Raw genomic sequence first — 9,400 nt, forward strand, 5'->3', positions numbered from 1 at the left:
GACATAGCCGAGCGACAGCAGGTATTCGGCAAGATAGGCGCCGTCCTGCCCGGTCACGCCGGTGATGAGAGCGATCCGCTCAGCCATATCCGCACCCCACTCCCAACAGTGCCAAAAGGGACGGCGGTCTCGACCTCCGACCGAACCCCGCCTTCTTTGACAGAACGGCCGCCGGGGTCAACCCGGTATGGCAGGCAACGGACGACCGCCGTTGCGGTGCACCTCGCTCTCATCTAATCAAATTGAAGACGTCGATATGAGCAGAACATTCGCTGTTGCGAGTTGACCAGGAAATCCCAGATGCACCCCACCGATCTGCCCGTCCAGCCCGGCGTCGTTCGTCCCGGCGCGATCGGCCACAGCCGCGCAGTCGTCGGCCGCAATTTCGCGTTCATTCCGCCTGAAGGCGTCTTGAAGAGCCGGCTGCCGGCGTGGTCGTCAACGACCGTGCGCTTTCTGGCGGCGCCGACGCTCGGAGCCGAGTTCGCCCAGTTCATGCTGGAAATCGAGCCCTCGGGCGGCACGGCCCGGCCGATCTGCGTCGATCTTCAGCATTTCTTCTACGTCGTGACGGGCACCGTGGACATCAGCATCGGCACCGAAGCTCCGACCTCGCTGACGTCGGGCGGGTTTGCCTATGTGCCGCCCGGCACCTCCTTCACGATGTCCTGTCATCCCGGCGCGCCCGCCCGCGTCCTCGCGCTCAAGAAACGTTATGAAACGGCTGAGGGAATCGCGACGCCGCCGGCCATCACCGGTCAACAGCAATCGATGCCGATGACGAACCATACCGGACTCCAGGGGCGCGGCTTCAAGCACCTGCTGCCGATGGGCGACTTGCGATTCGATTTCGAGATGAACCTGATGTTCTTCCAGCCCGGCGTCTGCTTTCCAGCCGTCGAGACCCACATCATGGAGCACGGCTTGCTCATGCTGGAGGGGCAAGGCCTGTATTATCTCGGCGACAGCTGGCACGAAATCTGGGTCGACGACTTCATCTGGATGGGATCGTTCTGCCCGCAGCAATTCTATCCCACAGGTTCGAGCCAAGCGGTCTATCTCCTGTACAAGAACGTCAACCGGGATGTCGTGCTCTGACGAGGGGAGCCGGTGGTCGGCTCCCCCACGGACAGCCGACAGAATCGGACATCGATCAAGGGCGCAGCGGCTGCAATGCGCTGGCGGTTTTGGCCGCGCGCACCAACTGAAGGAACTCGGAGCGATAGCCGTAAGGATCGTCGCCGCGCGCGGCCGAGGCGATACGCAGCACGTCGTCATAGCCGAATTGGCCGGTGTGCTTTCCGCCACGTAGAATCTCGCCGAACGCGGCTACAACGGTTGCAAAGCGGGCATCGAGCGGCGCGTCCTCGAACCGGGCGTGTTCGGACCCGCGATCGACGGGCGTGCTGATCAGCACGCTTTGATCGGATCGCGGCAGCTTGTAACGGATCTTGACGAAGGCATATTCGGCCGGCGACGGCGAGCCGCTCGCCGGGGCCTGCGCACCGTATCTGAGATCGTCGACCGTTCGAGGACCGCCAACAGGCACGATGTCGTAGAGCGCCGTCACGGTTTGCCCCGAACCGACGTCGCCGGCATCGACCTTGTCGTTTGCAAAATCGTCGCGGTTGAGAAGTCGGGTCTCGTAGCCGATGAGTCGATATTCGGCGACGGTTGCCGGATTGAACTCGATCTGGATCTTCACATCCTTACCGATCGGAAACAGCGTCGAGCTTGCCTCTTCGACCAGCACCTTGCGCGCCTCGTTGATCGTATCAATGTAGGCGGCGACGCCGTTGCCATTCTGCGCCAGCGTCTGCGCCATCGCGTCGTTGTAATTGCCGGCACCAACACCGAGCACCGACAGGAAAATACCCTTCTCGCGCTGACGCTCGACGAAACCTTTCAATTCATCTTTGCTCGTGATGCCGACATTGAAGTCGCCGTCGGTCGCGAGGATGACGCGGTTGACGCCGCTGGCGTCAAAGTTCTGCTCGGCAAGCGCATAGGCTCGCCTGATGCCTTCGGCGCCCGCCGTGCTGCCGCCCGCCTCAAGCCGGTCGATCGTCGCCAGGATTTTCGCCTTCTCGGACACGGAAGTCGGTTCGAGCGCCGTGCCGGCATTCCCGGCATAGGTCACGATCGCGATGCGGTCCTCGGGTTTCAGCTGGGTCACGAGCATGGCGAGCGACTGCTTCACGAGCGGCAACCGGTTCTGCGGCTGCATCGAGCCCGACGTATCGATCAGGAAAACCAGATTCGCGCGCGGTCGGCTCGTCTGCTGCAGCGCATAACCCTTGACACCGATGCGAATGAGCTTGCGGCCTTCCGCCCAGGGGTTCGGAAACACGGCAACGTTGGCCCGGAACGGTTCGCTCGCCGATGCGGGCGCTTCATAGGCATAGGGAAAGTAATTGATCAGTTCCTCGGTCCGAACGGACGCGGGCGGCGGCAGGACATTGCGGTTGAGCTGGGCGCGGACGAATGCGTACGACGCCGTATCGACATCGATGGAGAATGTCGAGACCGGTGCATCGCGCGCGATCCTGAAGGCGTTTTCCGGCGCATTCGCAAACTTGTCGCGGCCGACCGGCTCGGGCGCGCCAACAGCGTGTTCACGCTGGTCCCGATAGACTTCGATCTGCGAAAACAGCTGCGCAGACGGCGCGCGCGCGTGCATTTGATCGTTCCGGCCTCTAAGAGCGTACATTTCTGACGGTGCCCCCTGCATGGGAGCGCTCAACGCCATCGCGGGAGGCGCCTTCGGAGCGTCCCGGCTGGCAATCGGATTTTCCACATGCGGCTTGGCGGGAGGCGGCGCTGCCGCAACCGCAGGCGCGGCGGCTTCCTGGTTGGGCTTTCCGGCCGGAGTGGCGGTTTGGATTTGCGTCTGCGGCTGGCCCTGGCTTTCGCTTTCCTTCTTTGCCTGCACTGTGGATGGAGCTTGAACGACGTCGTTGCCAGCCACCTGCTGTTCGACAGGCGTAGCGATGTCCTTCAACTGCGGCGACTGCATCAGATGGAGGTAGGTGCCCGATCCAACAACAAGACAGGCCAGGCTGGCGGCCAGGAGATATCGCGTACGCTTCATGACAGTCCTCTCGCGTGACGGCCGCAAGGGCGCGGCGGTTCGCTCGATGAGACGAATGTCAGTCGGAATTTCTTGGCTGTCGTTGGCGATTTTTTCCTGGGCTATTTCTTGATCGAAGCTCAGCAACGCCTGCTGCACAGCCGCCTCACGCGCGTCCGGCGCAGGTGGAGGGTCGGGCAAACGCATGATGTCGTGATCAGTCCTCATCGCCAGTATCCTTCGGGAGACCCGCCTGCCGCCTCACCTCGTGCATGCGGCCGGAGATGGTCGACTCGGTGACGCCGAGCGCGGTGGCCGCCTCCGCGTGCGTCATGCCTTCGCCGACGACAAGCACGACCGTCTCGCGCAGCAGCGGCGAAAGCCGCGCCAGCTCGCTCGCGAGCCAGCTGCGACGGAAAAGATCCCTGCCATCCGGCGGCGCCGCCATTCCCGCAAGTACGGCGAGGTGGCCTTTCAGGCGCGCCAACGTCGAATGGCGCCGATGGTGATCATGACAGGCGTTGCGCACGATTCCGATCAGCCAGGTCGTGAACTTCGCCTCCCCCCTGAAAGAAGCGATCCGTTCCACCAGCGCGCAGCAGACATCCTGGCAAATGTCCTGCGCGTCAGTCTGGGAGCCGGTCATGCGCCACGCAACGCGGTGCATGAGGCCGTAGTGACGCCGCAACAAGGCTTCGAATGCGGCACGGTTGCCCTTCGTGGCCAGACTCACGAGGTCGTCATCCGTGGCGCCGCCACCCGGCGGCTCAGTCACCGCGGCGGTCACAAGCTGAATGACGCCCCCCATGCCGTTTCCTCAAGGTCGACAGGATTGAGCAAGACAATCGGGACCGTTAGCCGGCCCCTCGGCCAGTCCTGTCCGGGGCCACGATCGTCTGCGCCTTATCCCTACCATAGTCGTTCCATCCATAGATCGGGGCGCCGGGAAAGAGAGATTTTCCAGGCATTCACCAAGTGAGACGAACGAGGCGGCGGAATCCTTGGGCCAGGTCAGAAAAAAAATTCGGTCAGAGCCTTACGGCGCTCCGCGGAGGTGGCAATGCACCTGGAGCAGCCCTTTTGTCAGAATGAATCCGACTCTCTCGCCAACGCAATAAAGCGGCTTTGGAGCGGGTGAAGGGAATCGAACCCTCGTATTCAGCTTGGAAGGCTGCTGCTCTACCATTGAGCTACACCCGCGTTGGGCGATCACCTAACACGGCCGGGCGGCGGTCTCAACTGCTCCGGATCGATCTTTCCCGCCTCGCGGACGGCCTGTTCCCGGGCCCTGGCCCACCCCCTTAACGGCGCGGGGATTTCGTCCTATATTAAGTCTCCCGAAACCAACGAAAGGAGGTGATCCAGTGTCTTGTTTCAAGCGCTGTCACCTCGCTGGGATCGCCCGCTAGGCTTTGAACAAAGGCTTGGCATCGGGGCGCTCTCAGCCCTGGACCAGCGAGCAAGAAATCGGGCGCGACGGGGCCTCCCCGCCGCGCCTTTTCTTTGGCAGGTACCTCTTTGCCAGGTGCGGCTCAGGCGGGCGGCTCGCCTGCGAGCACCGCGCGAAGCTTCTCCGACAGTTCCGACTTCCGGTAAGGCTTGGTGAGCAGCGCCACGCCTGGGTCGAGATGCCCCTCGTGGACGATGGTGTCGTCGGTATAGCCTGACGTGTAGAGCACCCGCGTGCCCGGCCGGCGGAGCCTGATGGCCTCGGCCAATTCCCGCCCGTTCAAGCCGCCGGGCATGATGATATCCGTGAACAGCAGATCGAATCTGGCGCCCTGGTCGACCAGCGCGAGCGCGGCTGCGCCGTCGCCGGCAACGAGCGTGCGATAGCCGAGACTGCCAAGCTGGGCGATGACATAGCCCTGCACCAGCGGATCGTCCTCGACGACCAGGATGGTCTCGTGCCCGCGCGCCACCGCGGGCGCCTGGACCGCGGCCGCTCTGGCCGGCGCCTCGCCCCTGGAGCGCGGCAGAAACAACTGCATCACCGTGCCGCGTCCCTCCTCGCTCTCGATCACCACCGTGCCGCCGGTCTGACGGGCAAAGCCGTAGACCATGCTCAGCCCGAGCCCGGTGCCGCGGCCGACCCCCTTGGTGGTGAAGAACGGCTCGAACACGCGCGCGCGGATATCGGCCGGGATGCCGTGCCCGGTGTCGGTGACCGCGATCATCACGAAGGCGCCGCGCATGACATCGCCGTCGGCCGCGCTGCGCATGCCGTCAAGCTCCCGGTTCGCGGTCTCGAGCGTCAGCCTGCCGCCGCCCGGCATCGCGTCGCGCGCATTGACGGCGAGATTGACGATCGCGGAAGACAGCTGCGAGGGATCGGCCATCGCGGACCAGGCGTCGTCGGCAAGCCGGGTCACGATCTCGATATGCTCGCCCAGGATCGGCCGCAGCAGCTTCGCCGTCTCGACCACGAGGGCATTGACGTCGATCTCGCGCGGCTCCAGCGGCTGGCGGCGCGCGAAGGTCAGCAGTTGCGAGGTGATCTCGGCGCCGCGCGCGGCCGCATCGTCGATCAGCTGCGCGATCGCGGCGAACTGGGGCCGGTCCGCGAGCCCCTCCTGGATGATCTCGATGGTCCCGGTGATGACGGTGAGCACGTTGTTGAAATCGTGCGCGACGCCGCCGGTGAGCTGGCCGATCGCGTCCATCTTCTGGGACTGGCGCAGCCGCTCCTCGGTCTCGTGCTGCTCGGTGAAGTCGGTGGCGGAGCCGCGATAGCCCATGAAGAGGCCGTCGGCGCCGAACACCGGCTGGCCGTTGACGCTGAAATAGCGCACGCGTCCGGCCAGATCGCGGCCGCGATATTCGAACTTCCGGAACGGCTCGTGGCGCTCCAGCGTCGCGATGTGCTCGCGCCATTTCTCCGGTTCGGACTCGCGGTCGAACGCGGCATCGAAGCGCCGCCGGCCGATCGTGGCTTCCCGGTTCATGCCGAAGGCGTCGAACCGTTCGGAGACATAGGTGAACACGTGATCCGGTCCGGTCTCCCAGAACCAGTCGGAAGCGGTCTCGGCGTAGTCGCGAAAGCGCTGCTCGCTCGCGCGCGCGTCGTACTCGGCGCGCTGGCGGATCTTGAGGTCGCGCTCGAGATTGGCGTTGGCCTCGCGCAGCTCGCCATAGGCGCGCTCGAGATTTCCGCACATGGCGTTGAAGGCGTCGATCACCTTGTCCAGCTCGTCGGGATCGTAGGGCGGCCGGCGCTCCAGGTGCAAGGGTGGCGGCGGCCGCGCCAGGCTGTATTTGCCTACGAAGTCGGCGATGGCGACCAGGTGCCGCGTCACCAGCAGATGGAACATGTAGATGATGAACAGCGAGACCAGAAACGTCTTCGCCGCCTGGCTTGCCAGAATGACCAGGGCGCGATTCAGCAATTGCTGATACACCTCGCTCAGCGTCGCCTCGACGTGGAGCACGCCGATCGGGCGCGCCGTCCCCTGCACCATGGTGTTCAGCGGATAGTCGCGCGTCACGGTCGAACGCGTGTTCGGCTCGCCGACCGCGATACGGATCGGATTGGGACGATCGGCGATCTCGCGCACCTCGGCGGCGCGGATGTCGGGCAGCCGCAGGATGCCGTCGAGCTGGAGCCTGAGCTGGTTCTGGTCGAGATTCCACAGGCTCTCGCCGAGGCTGCCGGCGGTGCTGCGGCCGATCTCGTCGAGACGCGTCTCGATGACGCCGACCTCGCGATCGTAGTCGAGATAAAGCTGCAGAGCGGTCAGCATCAGCGTGACGATCGAGGAGAACAGCAGCACGGCGGCCAACAGGCGCGGCCCGACGCCGCTGCGCGACCAGTTGAAGATCCGCGACAGCAGCGCCCCCAACATCGCCGGCGCAAGCGGGGCGCCGATCCCGCTCACACCCTGCTTGGCGGCCGCCGGGGCAACGGCGCGGCTGCGCTTGGAATTCTCGTCGCCTGAGTTGCCCATGCACCACGTCCCCGCAATGGCGGCCCCTTGCTCCGGCCGGCCGGTCGCAACCGCGAGCAATTCGATCGTTGAGACTTTCCCTTCACGCGATCTGCGTGGCGTTTCCTGTCGGCCCTTGGGCGGCTTGAGGTCGGCGGGGTCATATCTTGCGCCCAGCAGCAGGATTCCCGCGTAAACTATCACTTCGCGTGCTAGAATGACATCGGTTAAAGTCCGGGGTTGCCTGCATGACGGGCGAGCGATGGCAGTTGCAGTCGGCGCGTCGGCGCCACTCCCGGTAGATCGCGCGGGCCTGCGAATCCAGTGGTAGCAATGCACGCTCGAGGAGACGCGTGATGTGGCGGATAGCGCTCGCCTGCCTGTCGTTGCTCGCAGCCGCTCCATCGCAGGCGCAGGAGCGGATCAGGCTGGCGCGCATTGCCGACATTCCCGATCAATATGTCGGCGGCGAGATATTGCGGGCGGTCTACGCGAAACTCGACATCAGGCTCGAATTCGAGGACGTCCCCGGCAAGCGGGCGCTGGCGCTGTCGAGTGCCGGCGAGGTCGATGGCGAGATCCAGCGGATCGGAACGCTGTCGCGCGACTATCCGACGCTCGTACAGGTCACGCCGGCGATCAACTACATCGAGCCCGCGGTGTTCACGACAAAACTGCGTTTCGACGTCGCCGGCTGGAATTCGATTCGAGACCACAGCATCGGCATCGTTCGCGGTGTCGGCTCCTCCGAGGCCGGCACGCGCGGCATGGCGCGCGTCACGGCGACCACCAGCCTGGAGAGCATGGTCAAGATGCTCGACGCCGACCGCTTCGATTTGATGGTCACCGATCTGTTCAGCGGGCTTGTCGCGGTGAGGAAGCTGAATTTGCAGGCGCGGATCTACCCGCTCGCGCCACCGCTGGAGCGCATTTACATCTACCATTATCTGCACGAACGCCATCGCGATCTGGTGCCGAAGGTCGGCCGGGTGATCGCGCAGATGGAGGCAAGCGGCGAATTGGCGGCGTTGCGCGAGACCCTCGTCAAGCAGGTCCTGAGCGCACCGTGACGGCGGCGGCTCACGCCGCGCGAAGCCGTTCGCGTAACGCCACCGCTGCGATCAGCACGCCGACACACCAGGCGACGACCGCCCGGTGAGGCTCCGCACCGAGGAGCGCGGTGACGATGCTCGCGAGCAGGCATGGTCCGATGGCCTTGCCGCTCCGGCTCGCCAGCGAGAGCAGGAACGGCAGCGCGGCGATCGACAGTTGCAGAGCGTCCATGTGGAAGACGGCGTCGCGGGAGGCTTCAGAAGCCGCAGACATTGAGCGCGCGCGGGCGCTTGCCGCGGCGGCTTTCGACGATGCGCTCGCCGCCGTTCTCGACGGAGCTGCCATAATAGCGGTGATGACCCGTGTGGTCGTGCAGATCGGTCGGTTCCGGTTGCGCCGACCGCCGTGCATCGCAGATGATCTTGATGGTGTGACCCGACATTGCCGCCTCCGAGTTCCTCAGCCTTCTCAGTGGTCATCAGTCGCCTCGGCTTTGGGCAGCGTTCACCCCGCAGGGCCGCAATCAGGTTTCAGGATGGTTTCGCCGCGGCACGCACGACGCAATATTTTTGTCGCGGAGGATTGTCGGCTGCGGCCGCGGTGATACGTCCTTTGGACCCGCGTAGCGAAAATCAACGAGGTGACGATGCTTTACGCCATCCTGGCCTATCATGTGGAAGACGAGCTCCTGTCTTGGACGCCGGACCAGGACGCCGCGGTCGTGGCCAAGGTCATAGAAGTCCAGGCCCCCTTGCGGGCAAGCGGACATTTTGGGCCGGCTGCCCGTCTGGATGAGACCCGAAAGGCCCGCACCTTGCGCGGTCCCGGCGCCGGTATCGTGCTGGACGGTCCGTTTGCCGAGACCAAGGAGCAGCTCCTCGGCTTCCACCTCGTCGAGTACGACACGGAGGAAGAGGCGATCGCGGCGGCGCGGAAGCTGCGCGAGGTCAACCCGTCGGCGGTCTACGAAATCCGCCCGGTCAAGCTTTACGTGCCGGCCGACGGGTTCGGCGCGACATAGAAGCGCTGGATCAGCAGCCCGCCGAAGGCCGTGAACCACAGGAAGGGCGCGACATGCGGCGCAAAGGCCGCAACGATCGTGCCCGGAATGAACACGAGCAGCGGAAACAGCGAGGCCATGATCTCGCGGCGCCAGCCGCGGATGATGGTCCACCACAGCCAGGCATTGAGCCCGGCGATCGCGGTCAGATGCAGGCCGTAGAGCACGGCGACCGCGCTGCTCATGGGGTAGTTGGTGTAGAGGCCGTTGGTCACCGGCAACAGCACGATCGACAGCAGGAAGAACAGGTTGAGCATCACCGCGCCGCGGCTGGCCACCGGCTGGCGCGCCAGC

The 9,400-nt window shown here is 64.7% G+C and carries 9 protein-coding genes, 1 tRNA gene and 1 pseudogene; 3 read left to right on the top strand and 8 right to left on the bottom strand.

Features of this window, described 5'->3' with window-relative positions:
* A partial coding sequence (locus PMI42_RS40380; RefSeq protein WP_008132890.1) for a GDP-mannose 4,6-dehydratase occupies positions 1 to 87 on the bottom strand: 87 nt, incomplete at its 3' end.
* 213 nt (positions 88 to 300) lie between these two features.
* Between PMI42_RS40380 and allE the strand changes: the two genes are divergently transcribed.
* Positions 301 to 1,098 carry a (S)-ureidoglycine aminohydrolase gene (gene allE, locus PMI42_RS09205; protein ID WP_008132892.1) on the top strand — a complete coding sequence of 266 codons (798 nt, stop codon included), beginning with the start codon at positions 301 to 303 and terminating at the stop codon, positions 1,096 to 1,098.
* A gap of 55 nt (positions 1,099 to 1,153) precedes the next feature.
* On the opposite strand, the gene PMI42_RS09210 is transcribed toward allE, so the two are convergent.
* From PMI42_RS09210 to PMI42_RS09225, 4 genes are all read right to left on the bottom strand, one after another.
* The gene (locus tag PMI42_RS09210) at positions 1,154 to 3,277 is read right to left on the bottom strand and encodes a vWA domain-containing protein (protein ID WP_240535218.1); all 2,124 of its coding nucleotides are present in this window, start codon (positions 3,275 to 3,277) and stop codon (positions 1,154 to 1,156) included.
* 10 nt (positions 3,278 to 3,287) lie between these two features.
* The gene (locus PMI42_RS09215; protein WP_008132897.1) at positions 3,288 to 3,878 is read right to left on the bottom strand and encodes an RNA polymerase sigma factor; all 591 of its coding nucleotides are present in this window, start codon (positions 3,876 to 3,878) and stop codon (positions 3,288 to 3,290) included.
* A gap of 318 nt (positions 3,879 to 4,196) precedes the next feature.
* Positions 4,197 to 4,270, bottom strand: a tRNA-Gly gene (locus tag PMI42_RS09220).
* Between the two features lie 332 nt (positions 4,271 to 4,602).
* Complete coding sequence (locus PMI42_RS09225) at positions 4,603 to 7,014, bottom strand: ATP-binding protein (protein WP_008132899.1); 2,412 nt, start codon at positions 7,012 to 7,014, stop codon at positions 4,603 to 4,605.
* 335 nt (positions 7,015 to 7,349) lie between these two features.
* On the opposite strand from PMI42_RS09225, the gene PMI42_RS09230 reads away from it, so the two are divergent.
* Complete coding sequence (locus PMI42_RS09230) at positions 7,350 to 8,063, top strand: substrate-binding periplasmic protein (RefSeq protein ID WP_008132901.1); 714 nt, start codon at positions 7,350 to 7,352, stop codon at positions 8,061 to 8,063.
* Between the two features lie 10 nt (positions 8,064 to 8,073).
* Here PMI42_RS09230 and PMI42_RS09235 read toward each other — a convergent pair whose 3' ends face one another.
* Together PMI42_RS09235 and PMI42_RS09240 are read right to left on the bottom strand one after the other, a co-directional pair.
* Complete coding sequence (locus tag PMI42_RS09235; protein WP_035965027.1) at positions 8,074 to 8,277, bottom strand: hypothetical protein; 204 nt, start codon at positions 8,275 to 8,277, stop codon at positions 8,074 to 8,076.
* Between the two features lie 25 nt (positions 8,278 to 8,302).
* A complete protein-coding gene (locus PMI42_RS09240) occupies positions 8,303 to 8,488 on the bottom strand; it encodes a hypothetical protein (protein WP_008132904.1) in 186 nt (61 codons plus the stop codon).
* 204 nt (positions 8,489 to 8,692) lie between these two features.
* Between PMI42_RS09240 and PMI42_RS09245 the strand changes: the two genes are divergently transcribed.
* Positions 8,693 to 9,067 carry a YciI family protein gene (locus PMI42_RS09245; RefSeq protein ID WP_008132907.1) on the top strand — a complete coding sequence of 125 codons (375 nt, stop codon included), beginning with the start codon at positions 8,693 to 8,695 and terminating at the stop codon, positions 9,065 to 9,067.
* On the opposite strand, the pseudogene PMI42_RS09250 reads toward PMI42_RS09245, so the two are convergent.
* A pseudogene (locus PMI42_RS09250) lies at positions 9,034 to 9,400 on the bottom strand (TMEM175 family protein); the annotation flags it as partial. The gene PMI42_RS09245 and the pseudogene PMI42_RS09250 overlap by 34 nt on opposite strands.

The sequence above is a fragment of the Bradyrhizobium sp. YR681 genome, assembly GCF_000282615.1.
Taxonomy (GTDB): domain Bacteria; phylum Pseudomonadota; class Alphaproteobacteria; order Rhizobiales; family Xanthobacteraceae; genus Bradyrhizobium.